16 protein-coding genes and 1 pseudogene are annotated in these 18,855 nt (G+C 38.7%); 10 read left to right on the top strand and 7 right to left on the bottom strand.

The window, feature by feature from the left end:
• Positions 1 to 44: 44 nt before the first annotated feature.
• Positions 45 to 1,472 carry an aminotransferase-like domain-containing protein gene (locus tag J690_RS10420; protein WP_081405120.1) on the bottom strand — a complete coding sequence of 476 codons (1,428 nt, stop codon included), beginning with the start codon at positions 1,470 to 1,472 and terminating at the stop codon, positions 45 to 47.
• Positions 1,473 to 1,701: 229 nt separating this feature from the next.
• On the opposite strand from J690_RS10420, the pseudogene J690_RS0104225 reads away from it, so the two are divergent.
• Positions 1,702 to 2,570: pseudogene (locus tag J690_RS0104225) on the top strand (PhzF family phenazine biosynthesis protein).
• Between the two features lie 56 nt (positions 2,571 to 2,626).
• On the opposite strand, the gene J690_RS10415 reads toward J690_RS0104225, so the two are convergent.
• On the bottom strand, positions 2,627 to 3,406 hold the full coding sequence (locus tag J690_RS10415) for a ferredoxin--NADP reductase (RefSeq protein WP_032035662.1): 780 nt from the start codon (positions 3,404 to 3,406) through the stop codon (positions 2,627 to 2,629).
• A 101-nt stretch (positions 3,407 to 3,507) separates the two neighbouring features.
• On the opposite strand from J690_RS10415, the gene tsaA reads away from it, so the two are divergent.
• The gene (gene tsaA / locus J690_RS10410; RefSeq protein WP_068906696.1) at positions 3,508 to 4,248 is read left to right on the top strand and encodes a tRNA (N6-threonylcarbamoyladenosine(37)-N6)-methyltransferase TrmO; all 741 of its coding nucleotides are present in this window, start codon (positions 3,508 to 3,510) and stop codon (positions 4,246 to 4,248) included.
• 5 nt (positions 4,249 to 4,253) lie between these two features.
• On the opposite strand, the gene J690_RS10405 is transcribed toward tsaA, so the two are convergent.
• Entirely contained in the window at positions 4,254 to 5,525 is a 1,272-nt protein-coding gene (locus J690_RS10405; RefSeq protein WP_002118218.1) for an MgtC/SapB family protein, read from the bottom strand.
• Positions 5,526 to 5,780: 255 nt separating this feature from the next.
• Between J690_RS10405 and tfpB the strand changes: the two genes are divergently transcribed.
• The 4 genes from tfpB to J690_RS10385 all read left to right on the top strand — a co-directional run bounded on the left by tfpB (position 5,781) and on the right by J690_RS10385 (position 10,086).
• A complete protein-coding gene (tfpB, locus tag J690_RS10400; RefSeq protein WP_032035660.1) occupies positions 5,781 to 7,538 on the top strand; it encodes a type IV pilus assembly ATPase TfpB in 1,758 nt (585 codons plus the stop codon).
• An 80-nt stretch (positions 7,539 to 7,618) separates the two neighbouring features.
• On the top strand, positions 7,619 to 7,978 hold the full coding sequence (locus tag J690_RS10395) for a NirD/YgiW/YdeI family stress tolerance protein (protein WP_002118236.1): 360 nt from the start codon (positions 7,619 to 7,621) through the stop codon (positions 7,976 to 7,978).
• 108 nt (positions 7,979 to 8,086) lie between these two features.
• On the top strand, positions 8,087 to 8,749 hold the full coding sequence (locus J690_RS10390) for a response regulator transcription factor (protein ID WP_002118246.1): 663 nt from the start codon (positions 8,087 to 8,089) through the stop codon (positions 8,747 to 8,749).
• A complete protein-coding gene (locus tag J690_RS10385; protein ID WP_032035657.1) occupies positions 8,746 to 10,086 on the top strand; it encodes a sensor histidine kinase in 1,341 nt (446 codons plus the stop codon). Before J690_RS10390 ends, J690_RS10385 begins: the two co-directional genes overlap by 4 nt.
• Positions 10,087 to 10,158: 72 nt before the next feature.
• Here the strand turns inward: J690_RS10385 and hemP are convergent, their stop codons facing one another.
• Complete coding sequence (gene hemP / locus J690_RS10380; protein WP_002118129.1) at positions 10,159 to 10,329, bottom strand: hemin uptake protein HemP; 171 nt, start codon at positions 10,327 to 10,329, stop codon at positions 10,159 to 10,161.
• 136 nt (positions 10,330 to 10,465) lie between these two features.
• Here hemP and J690_RS10375 point away from each other — a divergent pair, with 136 nt between their 5' ends.
• Entirely contained in the window at positions 10,466 to 11,365 is a 900-nt protein-coding gene (locus J690_RS10375; protein WP_032035654.1) for an NUDIX domain-containing protein, read from the top strand.
• Between the two features lie 25 nt (positions 11,366 to 11,390).
• On the opposite strand, the gene J690_RS10370 is transcribed toward J690_RS10375, so the two are convergent.
• Complete coding sequence (locus tag J690_RS10370; protein ID WP_002118198.1) at positions 11,391 to 11,939, bottom strand: tetratricopeptide repeat protein; 549 nt, start codon at positions 11,937 to 11,939, stop codon at positions 11,391 to 11,393.
• Positions 11,940 to 11,960: 21 nt separating this feature from the next.
• A complete protein-coding gene (gene mrcB / locus J690_RS10365) occupies positions 11,961 to 14,357 on the bottom strand; it encodes a penicillin-binding protein 1B (RefSeq protein WP_005073474.1) in 2,397 nt (798 codons plus the stop codon).
• 185 nt (positions 14,358 to 14,542) lie between these two features.
• Between mrcB and J690_RS10360 the strand changes: the two genes are divergently transcribed.
• Both J690_RS10360 and J690_RS10355 read left to right on the top strand, forming a co-directional pair.
• On the top strand, positions 14,543 to 15,451 hold the full coding sequence (locus J690_RS10360; RefSeq protein ID WP_005073476.1) for an NAD(+) kinase: 909 nt from the start codon (positions 14,543 to 14,545) through the stop codon (positions 15,449 to 15,451).
• Positions 15,448 to 15,720, top strand: coding sequence for a YeaC family protein (locus tag J690_RS10355; protein ID WP_002118245.1), 273 nt, complete (start codon positions 15,448 to 15,450; stop codon positions 15,718 to 15,720). Before J690_RS10360 ends, J690_RS10355 begins: the two co-directional genes overlap by 4 nt.
• Positions 15,721 to 15,920: 200 nt before the next feature.
• Here J690_RS10355 and J690_RS10350 read toward each other — a convergent pair whose 3' ends face one another.
• On the bottom strand, positions 15,921 to 16,934 hold the full coding sequence (locus J690_RS10350) for a glycosyl transferase family protein (protein WP_032035652.1): 1,014 nt from the start codon (positions 16,932 to 16,934) through the stop codon (positions 15,921 to 15,923).
• 503 nt (positions 16,935 to 17,437) lie between these two features.
• On the opposite strand from J690_RS10350, the gene J690_RS10345 reads away from it, so the two are divergent.
• Positions 17,438 to 18,796 carry a dicarboxylate/amino acid:cation symporter gene (locus J690_RS10345; protein WP_032035650.1) on the top strand — a complete coding sequence of 453 codons (1,359 nt, stop codon included), beginning with the start codon at positions 17,438 to 17,440 and terminating at the stop codon, positions 18,794 to 18,796.
• Positions 18,797 to 18,855 lie beyond the last annotated feature (59 nt).

Raw genomic sequence — 18,855 nt, 5'->3', positions numbered from 1 at the left:
TTGATTCAACCTACTGAATTAGTAGGGATTTGATCTATATCTTTTTATACAGGTAGCATATTTTTTGCTAACTCTCCTAAACGCATCAAAGCATTTAACATTTTAGGATTTAACTCAAAACAAGCTGCAATACGTAAACAATGACTAAAACGTTTATCAGCCGAGCACAAAATTCCCGGCATACATAAGATTTTTTCATCCATGGCCTGATGAAACAGTTCTAGGGTATCAATTGATTCGGGTAGTTCTAACCATAAAATAAATCCCGCTTGTGGACGACTGACTCGAGTACCGACTGGAAAATAACGACAAATATAAGATTTGATGGTGTCAATTTGTTGTTGATAGCGTTTTTTGAGCTGACGTAAATGCAGGTCATAACCACCATTCTCCAAGAAAAGTCCTAAAGTTTCTGTGAGTAAAGCTGGCTCTGCAACAGTGGTTGTAAATTTAAGCTGCTGCACAATATTACGAAAGCGCCCAGCTTCTAGCCAACCAATTCGATAGTCGGGTGCCACAGTTTTTGTGTAGCTGCCACAGACCAAAACCCATCCATTTTGGTCAAATGCCTTAATGTTGGGTAGTAGAGGTTCGGTGAGTTGTAATTCGGCATACATCGCATCTTCAATAACAGGAATTTGGAATTGATTAGCGAGCTCTGCTAAACGACGTCGGTTGTTTTCAGGCATGCTAAAACCAAGAGGATTGTGTCCTGTTGGAATGGTTAAAATGGCTTGTACACTTTGAGATTTTAAGAGTTCTTCAAGTGCGTCTAGACACATCCCTGTATGCGGCGAAGTAGGCACTTCTACAATTTTTCGTCCTAAATTATTAAGGAGTGGATAGAGGTTGTGAAATGTAGGAATCTCAAGCGCTATGCTGTCACCCGCTTGAGTTGTTGCCATAATCGCGAGACTTAAAGCCTCCATCGTGCCATGAGTGAGCACAATATCATCTGCTGAAAGAAACATACCTAACTGTAAGCTTCGCCTAGCAATTTGAGTACGTAAACGTATAGAACCGGGCGGCAAGGTATAGCTTTTAAAAATATCTGGCTGTGTCCGTAAAACTTGAGAAGTTAAGCGTTTTAAGCGTTCAATTGGATAAAAATTTTCCCCAGAAGGGCAAGCTAGGGCCAAATTGACATAGTCGGGGTCCATTTGTTTTTTAACAATTTGTGCTAGAAAACAGCTAATTCCTGAAAGAGATACTTTTTCTTCACTGACATAACGCTCTTCGAGTTCTAATAAGTTTGAAGGCGCATGACAAACATAGTAGCCAGACTGTGGGCGAACGGAAATTAAACCTTGATCTTCAAGCTGGCGATAAGCTTCTTTTACGGTATTAATACTAACCTGATAATGCTGGGCACAATCTCGAATTGATGGCAACCGAGAACCAATAGGCTGCCTGCCATTTTGAATTTGCAGGGTGAGGTCATCACTCACTTTTTTATATTTGTACATGTTAATTCATTAAAAAGCCAAAGCAATGGATACACTTTATAGTGATATTTTATTTAACTCAAATATTCTGATTACTTTAGATTTTTCGGTTTATTTATAATTTAAAATTAGAAACTGTGTCTGTTATTTTTCATATGAACTGATACTGTGACCATTAAAAGTAAATCAGTAAGATCAAGAAATGGTGAGGACTTAAAAACCATATTTTAAATTACAAAATCAGTAGGAGAGGTCTATGTCTGTTGTTGCATTTAAACAAGTTGATGTTTTTACTTCACAAGCATTTAAAGGAAATCCTGTTGCGGTCATTATGGACGCCAGCACCTTAACGTCTGAGCAGATGCAAGCCATTGCGAACTGGACCAATCTTTCTGAAACCACATTTGTACTCCCTGCGACCGATTCACAAGCTGACTATCAGGTTCGAATCTTTACTCCGCAAAATGAATTGCCATTTGCAGGCCATCCTACAATTGGTACTGCCTATGCTTTGCTTGAGGCGGGGCTAATTAAAGCGAAAGAAGGGAAGCTGGTACAGCAGTGCGGGCTGGTTTGGTGACTCTGACTGTGAGTGAATCAAGTCATATTTCATTTGAACTACCTAAGCCTAAAATTACTCCACTAGATGCTATGCATACTGAGAAATTAGCAGAAATTTTAAAATGTGAAATTAATACTCAATGGAACGCTGCATTGGTAGATGTAGGGGCGCGCTGGATTGTATTACAAGCTGTTAATGCTGGGGCTGTTCTAGATAGCCAACCAGACTTTGCCGCTTTAAAAGAACATGATTTAGAAATGAAAGTTACGGGTGCGACAGTTTTTGGTTTTCATGAAAATAATGATGAACAAAAACACATAGAAGTTCGTTCATTTGCCCCTTCATGTGGAATAAATGAAGATCCTGTTTGTGGTAGTGGTAATGGTAGCGTAGCTTCATTTATTCGTTATTATGGGATTCTTCCTGCACAAAATGATGTCGTAGTTTCTTCACAAGGTGGGGCGGTAGGTCGAGACGGACAACTTCAACTTGAATTGTATCAAGATAAAATTTTGGTGGGTGGAACCGCTGTCACCTGTATCGATGGCACAATTAAGTTATAAAAACAGAAATAAAAAAACCGAGGACTTTGCCTCGGTTTTTTTATTTCTAGAAAAAATTATTTTTCTACGAACGCACGTTCAATGACGTAGTCGCCCATTTCACCCATACGAGGTGATTCAACTAAACCGTGTTGGTCAAGTAATGCAGCCACGTCTTTTAGGAATGCAGGGCTACCGCAAAGCATTGCACGGTCAGTTTCACGGTTGAAGCGTGGTAAACCGATTTTTTCGAATAAAGCGCCAGTTTCAATTGCAGTTGTTACACGGCCTTGAGTGTGGAAAGGTTCACGAGTAACAGTAGGGTAGTAAACAAGCTTGTCTTTAATACCTAACTCTTCAAAGAATTCGTGGTTTGGTAATTCTTTCAAGATAAGGTCTTGATAAGCTAATTCAGAAATATAGCGTGTACCATGAACAACGATTACTTTTTCAAAGCGTTCGTAAGTTTCTGGATCACGAATAATTGATAAGAATGGAGCAAGACCAGTACCAGAAGATAAAAGGTATAAGTTTTTACCTGGTAAAAGGTCATCATGAACCAAAGTACCTGTTGGTTTTTTAGAAACTAAGATTTCATCACCAACTTGTACTTTTTGCAAAATCGAAGTTAAAGGACCGTCTTGTACTTTAATTGAGAAGAATTCTAACTCTTCTTCGTAGTTTGCACTTGCAATCGAATACGCACGCATTAACGGTTTGCCATTCACTTCAAGTCCGATCATTACGAACTGACCATTTTTAAAACGTAAGCTGGTATCGCGTGTAGTTTTAAAACTGAAAAGAGTGTCATTCCAGTGGTGAACATGAGTAATGCGTTCAACGTTAAAAGCAGCCATTAAAGGTCTCGATCACGATTAAAAGAAAACAGATTGCTATTCTAATCTAATTTCATTCCCGATAAACTGAATATATTTAATTGTGTTTATAAGAAAAAGTGATGATCAATTCTGTCACCTTCCCCATCATTGGCCGCATGTGCTCTCCCTATCGTGAAAAATTTGGTATTCCACGCCAGCCTAATTTGGTCAATATCGAGTCTTATATTGACATGGTAGAACCATATAATGACTTGTTAGCATTTGAGGGAATTGAGCAATTTAGTCATCTCTGGTTAGTTTGGCAGTTTCATGACAATAAAAATCAAGGCAGTGCAGATAAGTTCCGTCCACAGGTTCGTCCGCCACGTTTAGGTGGTAATGAAAAAATTGGAGTATTTGCTACACGAAGTATGTATAGACCTTCTCCAATCGGGCTTTCAGTCGTAAAACTTAATAAAGTCGAAAAAGTGGGGAAGTCTGTGCGTGTCTATGTCACTGGAAGTGATTTATTAAATGGCACCCCAATTTTAGATATCAAACCCTATATTCAATATTCTGATGCAATTGCGGAGGCTCAAAGTGGTTATGCGCATGCAGAACCAGAACGAAAGGCAGTTATTTGGAATGAAACTGCGTTAACAGCTCAAAAATATTTTCTGCAAAATAAAGAAATAGATTCGCAATACATTGATGAGCTTGAGCAAGTATTGGCTTTAGATCCTCGGCCTGCCTATCAAGAAGACCCTGAAAGAATTTATAAAATGAAATTTTCAGACTTTGATATTCATTTTAAGGTCGATCAATTTGTAGTTACCGTCATTGATGTGGTTAAGACTAAGACTTCTTCGCTTACACAATAGATATTTTAAAACCAGTGGATGTTAAGCCAAAGTAAAGTAATAAAAATAGCCATATGAATGAGCTGGGCGGGAACGAAAGCAAGGGCATAGCGTAGTCCGCCCGAAATTGCAGAGTTCACACTTTTAGCAAGAGCATGAACTGCAAAACCTCCTAAAAAGGCAATTAATAAAGGTGTCATATGTGCGCTATCAGGTTCACCTTGCACAATGACCGCCGCTATAGCTGCATGTATTTCAAATAATGAAGCAAGTAAAGTCCCCGCGATTAATCCCGCATCGCCTAAAGATAGACTTAAACCATAAACACCTGCCTGAATGAGGGTGAGTGTGCCTGCAATAATAATGGCTTCTTTTAAGCTGAACATTCTTGAGTCAAGCTCGGGCGAAGCCGTACTAGGCTCGGCTTTACGTAATAAAATAAAGGCCCATACTGCTAAAACTACTAAGGCAATAAGTGTAGGAAATATAATCAGCTTGAACCAAGCAAAGCTAATACCGATCACAATAATTAAGGTTTGAATCAGTGTTGAAACGCAAGACATCAATGCAGCACCTGCATTTGTTGTTGCGTTGGCTTTGCCAGAGCGTACTTCTAAACCTAAACTGGCAATAGTTGCTGTACTAGACACAAATCCGGAAGCTAAAGAAGAAAGCAATAAAGCATTTTTAGATGACAAAAGTCGCTTTGCTATATGGGCGAGAGCTTGTACAAATAAGATTAAAGTCAGTAATTTTAAAATCACATGTGGATTTAAAACCGGCCCCCAAAAAGGCTTATTAGGTACTAAAGGCTGAGCAATTAATAGTAAGGCAAGTAGAAAAATACCATCACGTAATTCAGATTCAGTAATCCACTGACTGGCAATACCATGCATAGACTGCTTAGCTATTAAGATAGTTGTCATGATCACAGCTAGGCCAGCAGCGAGCGAAATATTCCAAATACAAAGTGCCCCAATGAAATAAGTCATAATAAAGGCGAGTTCGGTGGTCACGCCCGGGTCATTGGGTTGATTTTTGAGGGAAACAATACTAATGGCACCAATGAGTAAAGCACCCACAATTCCAATTTCAATGCCAAATAAAAAACAGACCGCTCCTAATAAAGCACTAATTGCAAAAGAACGGAAACCCGCAAAGGTTTTATATTCATGTTTAAGCTTGCTTCGTTCTCGTTCTAAACCAATTAATAAGCCACAACCAAGCGCCGCAGCAATCACTGTAATGAATTCTTCAAATGATGCTGTTTGTAATGACATTGTCATTGGAAGTTCCATATTACTTCCTCTTCGCTTATTGTTATATGTGGATTTGAATCATTTTAAAATCATGTATTCATATTCAGTTTATGCTTTTTATTATAGTGAGCATAGTGTCTTTTTTAGACAAAACTATGTAGAAAATATTTCTATAAATATGACCTGTGACACAAAAAAATATTAAGATGAGAATTGGTTTAATTAACTGATGTTAAAGGATATTTAAATATAAAACATCTCTGCTATATTATAAAAATATATTGGGGATAACGCATGAATGCACATGTAGAAATAGATACGTATTGGTGTCTAGAACAATTATTACAAGAAGGCCGTATAACAGAACGAGATAAATTACTGGTACAGACAAGTCACCGCCAAAAAGACCAGTTAAAGTGGCATCCATTACAGTGGATAGCACATTTTAATTTAAAAGATCAGCAACACACGCATGCCCATTTGAGTTTAAACCGCTTATGTTTATGGTTTGCAGATCGGGTTCAGCTACCTCTATTTGTGATCGATCCTTTAAAGGCAGATGTCAGTGCTTTAACGCAGGTCATGTCACAAGAGTTTGCCATTCGTAACCATATTTTAGCTGTTGAAATTCATGCTGACCGAATCGTGATTGGAACAGATCAACCATTTCAAACAGATTGGCTTAATAACCTTGAACGTAGTCTAGCGCCTAAAAAAATTGAACGGGTACTGCTTAATCCCGAACAGTTACAACGCTATTTGCGCGAATATTATCAGGTGAGTCGCGCGGTAAACTCTGCTCAAAAAGATGCAGCTCATGACCGTGACAGTAAAAATGTTGAAGCACTTTTGCAGCTTGGCGATAGTCAAAACCCAGATGCTAATGATCAGCATATTGTGAAATTAGTCGACTGGATTTTACAGTTTGCATTTGAGCAGAGTGCCAGTGACATTCACATGGAACCGCGTAAAGATAATGGTAAAGTCAGGTTTAGGATTGATGGCGTTTTACACACTATTTATAACATGCCTTCAAATACACTGACCGCCGTGATTTCTCGGATTAAAATTTTAGGACGTTTGAATGTAGCGGAAAAACGTAAACCACAAGATGGCCGGTTAAAAACACGGACACCTAAAGGGCAAGAAACCGAATTACGTTTATCAACCTTACCAACAGCATTTGGTGAGAAACTGGTCATGCGAATTTTTGATCCTGATGTGCTGGTGCGTTCTTTTCAGCAATTGGGTTTTGAAGAGCGTTTATTACAACAGTGGCAACAATTAACAAAAAATAGCCACGGTATTATTTTAGTCACGGGACCCACAGGCTCTGGTAAAACGACCACGCTATATTCATCTTTAAAGCAGCTTGCAACCGAGCAGGTCAATGTATGTACCATTGAAGATCCGATTGAAATGCTAGAGCCTAGTTTTAACCAAATGCAGGTCAATAATGCAATTGAATTAGGCTTTGCAGACGGTGTACGTGCACTGATGCGTCAAGACCCTGACATTATTATGATTGGGGAAATTCGTGATCAAGATACAGCGAATATGGCCATTCAGGCAGCATTAACAGGTCATTTGGTTTTATCAACTTTACATACCAATGATGCACCGTCTAGTTTGACTCGGTTGCATGATTTAGGTGTACAGCCATTTCTGACAGCTGCAACAATTTTGGGTGTTCTCGCGCAGCGCTTAGTCCGCCAACTTTGTCCACACTGTAAGAAAAAAACTCACATTAATGAGGATGAGTGGGAACACTTAACCTTTGACTACATTATGGAAATGCCTGAAACGGTTTATCAAGCGGTAGGCTGTGAAGAATGTCGTCATACAGGCTATAAAGGGCGAGTCGGTATTTACGAATTTATGCCGGTCAGTCTTGAGCTTAAACACCTTATTAGTAGTCATGTGACATTAAATGATTTAAGAACTCAAACTAAAAAAGAAGGTATAGAACCTTTAAGAATTGCAGGAGCCCGTAAAGTGATTGAAGGACTTACGACATTAGAAGAGGTCTTGAGGGTTGTGCCATTAAATTAAGTTTTTCTTAAGATTCACCTCATTTATGGTTGATTTAATTGCTTTATCCCAAGAGGGAACCATAAACAGAGGGTAATAATATGAATATGCTTAAAGTAATGTTGATGACTGCTGGTATGACTGCTGCTGGCGTAGTTGTGGCGAATACACCAGTGAATCAAGCTGCAATTGCTCCGGCAACTGTCACCACAGTAAAACAGGCATTAACCTCAAAAGATAATACACCGATCAAATTACATGGTCAGGTTGTAAAGTCTTTAGGTGATGAAAAATATCAATTCCGTGACAAAACAGGTAGCATTACAATTGATGTAGATGATGAACTTTGGCAAGGTCGCCCTATTTCAGCCAATACAAATGTAACTTTAATTGGTGAAGTAGACATTGACTATAAACCTTTAAAACGTGTAGAAATTGATGTGGATCAAGTTCAGTTCTAATGAATAAGGTCTATAGATCTACTACTTTTAGCCGCATTTAAATCATGCGGCTTTGCTTTTTTTATGAAGGCTTGGCAAGATCAAATCAGGATGTAACAGGAAAAATAGATGAGAATTTTGCTTGCAGAAGATGATCGCTCTCAAGCTGAAAGCATTCAATCATGGTTAGAATTAGACGGTTATCAGGTAGATTGGGTCGAAAGAGGTGATTATGCATTGACGGCAATCGAACAGCATGATTATGACTGTATTTTACTTGATCGGGGACTACCTCAACTGGCTGGTGAAAAGGTTCTCACTACCATCCGCCATAAACAAAAAAATGTTCCTGTTATTTTTATCACTGCACGTGACAGCATTCATGATCGGGTAGAGGGGCTAGATTTAGGCGCAAATGATTATTTGGTTAAGCCTTTTAGTTTAGAAGAGTTATCGGCTCGCATCCGCGCTCAATTACGCAAACAAACTTTGAGTCAGCAATCGGTTTTAACATGGGGTGACCTACAACTTGATACACAAGCGAAAGTCGTATTAAGCGCTGGCAAGTCTATCGATTTAACGGCAAAAGAATTCCAAATATTGCGTAAGCTTATGGTGCATCCCGAGCATATTATTACCCGTGATCAATTAGAAGAAGCACTGTATGCATGGGGCGAAGAAATTGAAAGTAACGCGATCGAAGTATTTATTTATCAACTTCGAAAAAAAATCGGAAGCAGCAGTATTAAAACCATACGGGGGCTCGGCTACCGTATGGGAGATTTAAAATGAAATCGAATCGCTCATCTTTGCAGTCGCAACTGGTTAAAACCACGATGTGGAGTAGTATCGTGGTGGGATTACTGGCTTTAAGCTTACTCACCATATTTTCTATCTATCACAACATGTCAGTGCAAGATGAAATCATGGATGAAATTTCAGATACTTTGCTGGTTTCTGATCTTTCTGAACATTCCATGAAACAGTTTGATGAGCTGAGTGATGAATTTGATATTCAGTATGAGTTATTAAACACAGGCCAAGTACTTACCCATTCTCATACCTATCAGCATGAACTTTTTGAACAAGGTAACTTATCAGAAGGTTTTTCGTATTTTTGGTTTGATGGCCAATTATGGCGTAGTCTGGCTGCACAACAAGAAGACTCTCAGCTACAAGTTGAAGTTTTTCAACCAATGAGTACACGTGTTGAAGAGGTACTCAAAGCACTTGCTGGATATAGCGGTCTTATGGTGTTGTTTTGGTTACTGCAATGGGTCATTGTAAGTTGGCGTACCGAGCATCAATTGGCTGCACTCAATTTACTTTCTAGACGAATTGCTCAAAAAACTGCATCAAATTTAGAGCCAATTCAAGAACCAGATGTCATTACAGAAATTCAACCTGTTATAGATGCATTAAATCAATTGCTTGCGAGATTGCAAAGGGCTCTTGTTGCTGAACAGCGTTTTACCGCGGATGCTTCGCATGAGCTACGTTCTCCCTTGTCTGCTATACAAATGCGTCTTCAGGTCTTGCAGCGTAAATACCAACATCTTCCTGAACTTCATCAAGATTTTGAACGCATACAAGAAGACGTTTCTAGAAGTACAAAAATACTTGAGAATTTACTTCTTCTGGCCCGCTTAGAACCTAATGAAGCTGAACAGCCCGAACTTCCTAAGACAGTTATCGATTTAAATTACTTACTGGCTAGAGTGATTGAAACTGTAGATTTAGATGCGAAAGCTAAACAGATGTTGATAGAGACCAATACTTTATCGACAGAAACTAAAACATATGCGAATGAAGAATTACTGTTTATTGCTTTTAGAAATTTATTTGATAACGCCATTCGTTATAGCCCGACACTAGGCTCTATTCATGTTGAGATTAGTCAGCATGAACAGCAAATTAAGGTGTCTATTGAAGACACGGGAAATGGAGTAGATGATGAAGTGCTATTACGGTTAGGGCAGCGTTTTTTTCGGGTGCTTGGTACTCAGCAGCAAGGTTCTGGCTTAGGAATTTCAATTACTCGAAAAATTATTGAATTGCATAATGGCAAATTACGTTTTATGCATGCTGACCAAGGTGGTCTGAGGGCGGAGATTATTCTTCCTTCATAAAAAATAGCATGGTTACCCATGCTATCCATTTTTTGTTTTCCCACGAATATTATTGAAACGCGAGTATGTTTTTTATTTAGTTAAAATTAGGCGATTGTTGCGAGTGAGGCGTAAACGATATTCCTCGCCAGCATGCATAATGCGAATTTCACGGCCTAATGCAAAGAGGTTATTAGAATGTAACATTGGTAAGGCGTGAGCTGTGTCATTGTTACGGGTAAATAAGCTAAAAGGTGCGTTCATTTGTTGTGCTCCGTGGTATGTTCTTGAACGATTTAAATGATAATCATTATCGAATAGATCTGTCAATGAGATTTTTAAGATTTTATAAAATGATAAAATTTGCTTACACTTGAGAAAAGTTTTAGAGAGTAAAAAGATGCCCAAACCAATAGTCGATGTCGCTATAGCAATCTTGATCCATCGTGGAAAAATCTTAGTTGGATGGCGCGAAGAGCAGCAACATCAAGGTGGAAAGCATGAGTTCCCTGGAGGAAAGGTTGAGCAGGGTGAAACACCAGAAGAAGCCTGCCGCCGTGAAATTTATGAAGAAGTGGGTATTGGTTTAAAAGATTGGCACCAGTTTGATTATATTCACCATGAGTATGACGACATTATTGTTAATTTACATTTATTCCATAGTTATGTACCTGACGAGTTATTAAATCTTATTCATCAACCATGGGCATGGTATACACGTGAACAGCTGCTTCACTTAAACTTTCCAAAAGCGAATAAAAATATTATAAAAAGGCTCTATTGGCCTCATCTCATCAAAATTAGCAATACGCTTTCAATGGTAAAAAGTAGTGATGCTTTATTGTATTGGCGTATAGAAGAAGATCCATCTGAGCAATATATAGAGCAATTAACTGCTTTAGATGAAGGGCAACGATCAAATTTAATTGTAAATGTAGATATTTGGCAGCAATTAAGCCCTGAATTACAAAAACAGATTAAGACTGTTCATTTAAAACAATCTCAGCTCATGAATTTGCATAAAGGCGATTTAACAGTGGGCGTACGATATATTGCTGCTTGTCATGATGCTGTTTCTTTAAAGCAAGCTCAGCAGATTGGTTGTGATGCTGTTTTTATTAGTCCTGTAAAATCAACAACGACTCATCCAGAAGCTGTAGCATTAGGTTGGGAACGTTTTAGTGATCTCGCTCAAAATAGCCAGATTCCAGTTTTTGCATTAGGAGGAGTGCACCCGGATGATTTAGCCACTGCACAGCAGCATGGTGCATATGGCTTAGCAGGTATTCGTAATTTCTAATGAGAAAATAAAAAAGCGTTAAAAGCTAAAGGGCTTTTAATGCTTGCTGTGCTTCTTGAACAGTTTTTTGATTATTGCGTTGTTGCCCAGCTTTTAAGATGACTAACCATAGCTGCTTTTTCATTGGCTGACTTTGGGCAAAACTCAAACCACGTCTTGCTAAAGACTCAGCATTAGAATATTGCTGTTTATGATTTGCCGTAAGCGCAAGAAATAAATAAGTCTCAGCCGCTTGTGGCGCTAAACGCTGTGCTTGAAGCGCATAGCGCTCAGCCTCTGACCACTGCTGATTTTTGTAAGCCTGCTGTGTTTTTTGCATTAAAACTTTAAATGCAGGTAACTGGCTACCATCATCACTAAAATGTTGAGGCTTTTTCTGTTGAGGAACAATCACCTGTAAATTTTTACGTTGAATTTCTGGGTGATCATAAGGTGTAATTTTTACACCTGATGGAGTTTCCGTCTTTTTGACTGGAGGAGTAGGTGTTTTCTCTTTGGAGTCAGAATGATCGGGCAGAGTTGTACAGCCGACCATAAGAACAGCACCAATATAAAAAACACCTTTCTTCAACATATCCTAATTTCCTGTTAACGCTTAGTTGTTATAACTACCACTTGAAATTACCCGTGAGTTGTTTGACAGATCTTGTTCCATCTGGTTTTCACTTTCACGAATATAACTGTCGGTATTATCATCCTGAGAGTCAGGAATTGTGTTATCACTTTGTGGCGTATATGTTGGATCAACTTGATAATAAGGTGCTCCACATGGCGTAGCACGGTGCGGAACCGTATGCGTTAGCATCGGAATATACATAGCACCATCACATGCCTGAGCAGATAAATCACCCGTTGCACGGTCAATCCATTGCCACTGTACAGTGTCTGGTTGGCGTAGGTTTACAGGCGTTTGACGTAATTGTTTCATCACATTAATCCATACTGGCAATGCACCCGATGAACCTGTTAATCCTGTTACTTTGTTGTCATCTAAACCTAACCAAACTACAGCAACGTGGTTACCTGAGTAGCCCGCAAACCATGAGTCACGTGTATCGTTAGTCGTACCTGATTTACCTGCCAATTTTAAAGCAGGAGACAAGCTATTATAAGCTGCGCGACCAGTACCCGAAGACATGACCTGTTGTAGACCATAATTCATGATATAACCAACAGATGGATCAATGGTTTGTTGAACATTCAGGCCATAACGGTCAAGCAGGCGACCATTTGCATCTACGACAGAACGAATCGCACGAGTCGGATATTTAAAGCCACCTGTAGCAAAGTTCTCATAAATTCCCAGAACCTCCATTGGTGACATATTGACTGCCCCAAGGAAAATAGATGGGTAGGCAGGAATGGTCGACTCAACACCAAACTTTCTTAAGTTGTTTGTAAATGTAGATAAACCAAACTCTTGACCCAAGCGCACAGCAGATAGGTTATATGAATTTGCCAAAGCTTCACTCAGGCTGACTACACCATGTCCGCCACCACTGTAGTTTTTAGGTGTCCAACTTTTGCCACCATCTACAGGGACACTAATCGGTGCATCTTCAATTTGGGTTGCCCAGTTGTAACGCCCAGATTCAATAGCACTTAAATAAATTACAGGTTTTAATAAAGAACCGACTTGGCGTTTCGCATCTACAGCGCGGTTAAAACCAGTAAAGTCTTGTGTAGAACCAACAGCGGCAACAAGCTCGCCGTTTTCTGGATGTGCAATCAGTACAGCACCCTGTAAGTTTTTCAAACGTGCTGGGTTGCTGTTTGCCAAGCGGTCTACTGAAGCTTTAAAAGCATTTTGAACTTGAGTTTGAGTAATTGGGTCTAAAGTCGTAAAAATACGTAAGCCCTGATTAGTTAAATCACTTTCTTGATATTCTGTGCGTAATTGACGACGCACGATATCTAAAAAGTCAGGGAATTTTGCAGGGCCTAAACTTGGCTTATTTAACACATTTAAAGGACGTGCAATTTCATCTTCATATTCTGCTTGAGTTAAATAACCCATTACACGCATGTTATTTAACACGGTATCGCGGCGTTTTTTTGCACCTTCAGGATTTTTCCAAGGATTATATAAAGAAGGGCCTTGCACTAAACCAACTAAATAAGCTTGCTGTGCAACGCTAAGTTCGCGTAACGGTAAACCAAAATAAAATTGAGAAGCCAAACCATAGCCATTAATTGAGTAGCTACCATTTTGGCCTAGATTTACTTCATTTAAGTAGGCTTCTAAAATTTCATCTTTGCTGTAATGCAGCTCAATGAGTAAAGCCATTAATGCTTCATTAACTTTACGTTTTAATGTGCGTTCAGGTGTGAGATAGAAGTTTTTAACTAATTGCTGAGTCAAGGTTGAACCACCTTGACGCTTTCCACCTGTGATATTACTCACTAATGCACGGGCAGTACCACGAATTGAGATACCGTGATGATGATAGAAATTACGGTCTTCTGTTGAAATTAAAGCTTCAATAAGTGGTTTAGGGACATTATTCAGTTTAATGAGAACACGGTCTTCATTATGTTGAGGGTAGATCCCTCCAATCAGAAGTGGCTCTAGTCGTGCAACACCAGTTGAAGAAGGTTTTGTACTTCTAACTTCAGCAACTTGGTCATTTGCAAAACTTAACTCTAGTACTTGTTCGGGTTCAACACTGTCGCCGTAATCAAAACCACGCGTGTGGATATACATATTGCTACCCTGAGCAACATAGGTTCCAGACTTGTCATAATTACTTGAAGTTTTGTAACCCAAGAGTTTTAATTCTTGAGTGAAATTTGCTTGGGTAATAGGTGCGTTATTATAAATTTCCAAAGGACGTGCAAACACTTTGGCGGGAATATCCCACCGTTGTCCTTCAAATTTTTCACGGATAATATTATCTAAACGAATCAGATAGATACTAAGAGCAATAAAAGCACCAATGACCAAAATGGAAAAGATTAGTGCAAAGAAACCGATACCACGTTCAAACTTCATAAAAATGAGATAAAACCCTAACAATGCCTGTAATGATGCGATAGCTTGTCATCAATTTGCAATGATAAAACTGTGAATAATTGGAAAACTTAGATTGAATTTTACAGCATCTTGTTGTTATGTTTTTTTAAATTAATCAGGTTAATGTTATTATAGCCAAGTATCGCAGCGGAGCTTACTCATTCGTGCAAATTTCACATAAGTCCTTCAGAAACGTCGGGTTAATCGGTCGACCAGATAAATCATCAGTAGTAGAAACACTATGTTTAATTCATGATCATTTGTTGAACCTAGGCTTAAACCCCATTTTTGATCAGGAAACTGCTGAATTAGTGCCTTATGATCATGCACAAATTGTAAGTCGTCATTTATTGGGTGAAGTTGCTGATTTAGTCATAGTTGTTGGAGGCGACGGTTCTTTACTCCACGCTGCTAGAGCTTTAGTTCGCTACAATACGCCTGTTATTGGTATTAACCGCGGGCGGTTAGGTTTTTTAACTGATATCAAACCTTCAGAAGCCATTTTCAAACTTGACCAAGTACTTCAAGGGCATTTCCAGCTTGACCGTCGTTTCTTGCTTGAAATGGAAGTACGAACAAATGGTGAAGTCATTTATGACGCGATTGCCTTAAATGATGTGGTTTTGCACTCGGGTAAATCGGTACACATGATTGACTTCGAACTTAATATTGATGGTCAATATGTTTACCGCCAACATAGTGATGGTTTAATTGTTTCGACGCCAACTGGATCAACGGCTTATGCATTGTCAGGTGGTGGCCCAATTTTACATCCAAGTATGGATGCTATTGCATTAGTTCCAATGCATCCCCATACATTGTCATCACGTCCCATCGTAGTCGGTGGTCAAAGCGAAATTAAAATCGTTATTCGCGAAAATCGGGTGTTACCAATGGTGAGTGCAGATGGACAACATAGTGTCTCGCTCAATGTTGGAGACAGTTTACACATCCGTAAACACCCATTTAAACTAAGTTTATTGCATCCACCAGGTTATGATTTCTATATGGCCTGCCGTACCAAACTTGGTTGGAACCAAGATTTTGAATCTTTTCAAAGAGATGAATCATGAATATTGAACAAATGCTATCTGTTTTAAACCCTGAAATTGTAGAGCGTTTAAAAACAGCAGTAGAAATTGGTAAATGGCCAAATGGCGTTGTTTTAACGAAAGAGCAGCGTGAAACTTGTATGCAAGCTGTAATCGCTTGGGAGTTGAAGAACTTACCAGAAGATCAGCGTAGCGGTTATATTGACCGTGGTACAAAAGAAGAAGGTGAAGAGTGTGATGATGATCATCACAAGCATGAACCAGAGTTTAAACCGATTCGTTTTGTTTAAAACTTAATAAGACAGAAAAATTATTTTTGGTTATTCCATATAGCCTTATATAGTATGTTTTTCATAAGTTATAGCATATAGGCTTTTATTACTTTTGAAGGATCAAAAGTAACAAAAATCCTTTGTATCACTGACGATACTTCCTGTATCGCAGTGATACGGTCGACATCCATGTCGACCTTCACGATAGCATTTGTTAACTACGAATTAAGATTGCTTAAATTTCGTGTTTCCCATAACACTTTTGCTTTTTGCATCGCTTCTTCAAAGCTAGCAACAACGCCCATGGTATATAGCGCGATTCCAATGGTTTCTGTTACTGCCATTTCTCCATATTCATGGTGCTGCTGACCAAGCCATACTGCTTTAAATGTTGCTAAATCTAATTCTTCTTCAATTGGGCTTCGCTCAGCTGTGAGCTTTGGCAACTCATGTTCATAAAGCTCACCATTTTTAATACCACAAATGAGTGTCTTAGCATCTGGATTTCGTTCAAATTCACCACCTTCACCTTTAATGACGGCACTATTTTGATAGCCTAAGCGTAACGCACTATGTTGATGTGAAGTTCTATAAGCAGGGTGGAATATTGCTTGTAAGCTAGCCTTAGCGTTAAAAGGATTAATTAAACGGGCCAAAGTATGAATAGGCGAACGCAATCCCATGACATTTCTTAGAGATATCAAGTCACTTAAAACTGGTGAAATCACATCTAGTGGTAAGTAAGCGAAATTTTGCTCTGCTAATTGTGCACGAACTTCTTGTTCAGAATGACAAATTTGATAACCAAGATATTCTAAGACTTGCTCTGTATAAACACGGTTAAGCGTGTGACCTGACGCACCATGCATAACAATTTTATGGCCATGCTGGGCAAGCGTAAGGGCGGCTAACAAAAACCATGGATAGTGTTTTCGCTTACCTGCATAAGATGACCAATCTAAATCAACATCTAAAGGTTCAAAATGAAGCTGATCTTTGGTCGCTTGCACAAATCCTGCAAGTTCATCAATCGATTCTTCTTTAACCCGAAGTAGCATTAAAAATGCGCCTAGCTGCACATCTAGCACTTCACCTTTTAAAATCATGGTAAATGCTTGATAAGCTTCTTCATAGCTTAAAGAGCGAGATCCAGTTTTCCCCTTACCTAAAATACGGACATATTGAGCAAAGGGATGTTCAGCATCTTTATAGATATTACGTTTAGTATTCATCGTAGTTCAAAACAATAAAAATGATGGGATGTAGGCAGCTCAAAATGAAATGTCCACAAGTATTTAATCAATATGACATAAAAAACTGCTGAAAAAATATCAAAAGTGTTTCTTATACTAAAGTCTTAAGGCTACCTGAGTGTTTTTTATGCGTATTAGCTAAAAAATTAACCGAATCGTTATTTAATTCGAGTAAACTTTCCCGTGCTTTTTTGAGCACTCATATCATAATTTTATGTGATTCTCCTATATCTTCAGCTTTTTATTGAAAAAGTAAGAGGTTATTTCTGGCTACTCAAAGTGGTTAGAAACTTCAGGTATTCTCCTGTTTTAGAAAACAGTTATTTTGTTTTCATTGAGGTAGTAGGAAGGTTTTTTGTTCACAAAAAACCATTTCCCTTTTGCGGTGTTAATGTGAAAGGTTAGGGCTGTGTATTCGTAAAGAATAGACGTTTCATTTTGGTATTTCCAACGGACTTGGAAATATAGATTGAAGTAAAGTTATGGCTAAAAAACCGATTTATAAATCACTTTATTTTCAGGTGATTATTGCGATTATTGCGGGTATCTTGGTAGGGCATTTTTCTCCAAGCTCAACGCAAATTGTCAATGGTGTCGAACAGCATATTCCGGGGTTAGGTGAAAAACTCAAGCCATTAGGTGATGCCTTTATTCGTTTGATCAAGATGATCATTGCTCCAGTTATTTTCTGTACCGTGGTAAGCGGTATTGCTGGCATGGAAAGCATGAAGTCAGTCGGAAAAACTGGCGGCGTTGCGTTGTTATACTTTGAAATCGTTTCAACAATTGCTCTTCTAATTGGCCTTGTTGTAATTAACATTGCTAAACCGGGTGTAGGGATGAATGTTGACCCTACCACTCTCGATACTTCGGGCATTCAAAAATACGTCAGTTCTGGTGAGTCACAATCTACCATTGATTTCTTAATGCACATCATCCCTGATACGGTGGTTGGTGCATTTGCAAATGGTGAAATCTTACAAGTCCTTCTTTTTGCAATCCTCTTTGGTTTTGCTTTACATAAGTTAGGTGATGCAGGACGTCCAGTTTTAAAATTTATTGATCAAGTTGCACATGTGTTCTTTAACATTGTGAATATGGTCATGAAATTGGCTCCGATTGGTGCATTCGGTGCAATGGCATTCACTATCGGTAAATATGGCGTTGGTTCACTCGTACAATTAGGGCAGCTCATTATCTGCTTCTATATTACGTGCTTACTCTTTATCTTCTTAATTTTGGGTACAATCAGCCGTATTAGTGGATTCAGTATTCTTAAGATGATTCGCCTGATTCGTGAAGAGTTATTAATTGTACTTGGTACATCTTCTTCTGAATCTGTTTTGCCTCGCATGTTACGTAAACTTGAAATTGCAGGTTGTGAAAAATCTGTAGTTGGTTTGGTTATCCCAACAGGTTATTCATTTAACCTTGATGGTACGTCAATTTATTTGACTATGGCTGCAATCTTTATTGCTCAGGCAACAAATACACAGCTTGATATTCAACATCAGATTACTTTGTTGTTGGTACTCTTAATTTCATCTAAGGGTGCTGCGGGTGTAACAGGCTCTGGCTTTATTGTTATGGCTGCAACTTTATCTGCTGTAGGACATATTCCAGTGGCAGGGCTGGCGTTAATTTTATGGATTGACCGTTTCATGTCAGAAGCCCGTGCATTAACTAACCTTGTTGGTAACTCATTAGCAACGATTGTTGTTGCAAAATGGGTCGGTGCTTTAGATAAAGATAAGCTAAATGATGCTTTAAATAATCCAGATGAAGTCGACAGAAAAATGATGGAGCAAAAAACTCCTCAAGTCGCTGAAGGTTTAGATTAATTCAAATAAACCTATATAAAAAAGGAAGCTTTGGCTTCCTTTTTTTATTGGCTGACTGA

This window comes from Acinetobacter sp. 742879 (assembly GCF_000588535.1).
GTDB classification, from domain to species: Bacteria; Pseudomonadota; Gammaproteobacteria; order Pseudomonadales; family Moraxellaceae; genus Acinetobacter; species Acinetobacter pittii.
Note: the sequence above shows the minus strand (reverse complement) of the source record. Positions and strands in the feature narration are given on the sequence as shown.